The sequence below is a fragment of the Legionella londiniensis genome, from assembly GCF_001467825.1.
GTDB lineage: Bacteria > Pseudomonadota > Gammaproteobacteria > Legionellales > Legionellaceae > Legionella_A > Legionella_A londiniensis.
This window is the reverse complement of the sequence record NZ_LNYK01000016.1, coordinates 74,894-75,465: the sequence shown is the minus strand read 5'-3', so window position 1 is coordinate 75,465 and position 572 is coordinate 74,894. Positions and strand designations below refer to the sequence as shown.

Genomic DNA, 572 nt, shown 5'->3' with positions numbered 1-572 from the left:
TATACCATCGTCCCTGACTCCAGATAAAAATCTAAACTCTACAGCCTTCAAAAACAAAAGACAAAATTAATTTAATGGAGTAGTACATGACAAAAAAAATCTGTCATGCCCGCGCAGGCGGGCAACCATTTTGAGTTTGGGCCTGAAGTAAGTTGAGGTAACTCGCTGACATGCAATGAAAATCATATAATCTCGATCGCCAAAAGGAGGTTATATGGAGTGTATCAGCGAGTTGAAGGATAGTTTAAACGCGTATTGGCGTTGGGGAAAATCGGACATCAATATTTTGATGCTCGGTATTGTTTTCAAGGGAACAGCCATACCCATATACTGGATGTTGCTGGATAAAGGAGGTAATTCCGATACTCCTGAAAGAATTGCTTTGATCCAGATGTTCATTGACCATTTCGGGAAAAATTGTATTAAAGGAATATTGACTGATCGGGAATTTGTCGGGAAAGATTGGTTTGGATGGCTATTGAATGAAAAAATCCCGTTTCATATCAGAATTAAAAATAATACCATCACCACTAATGCCAAGGGACTTCAGGTTGATATTGCTGCACTATTTT

General features: G+C 38.6%; 1 pseudogene. It reads left to right on the top strand.

The window, feature by feature from the left end:
- Window positions 1-256 precede the first annotated feature (256 nt).
- Window positions 257-572 (top strand): annotated as a pseudogene (locus Llon_RS06185) (transposase); the annotation flags it as partial.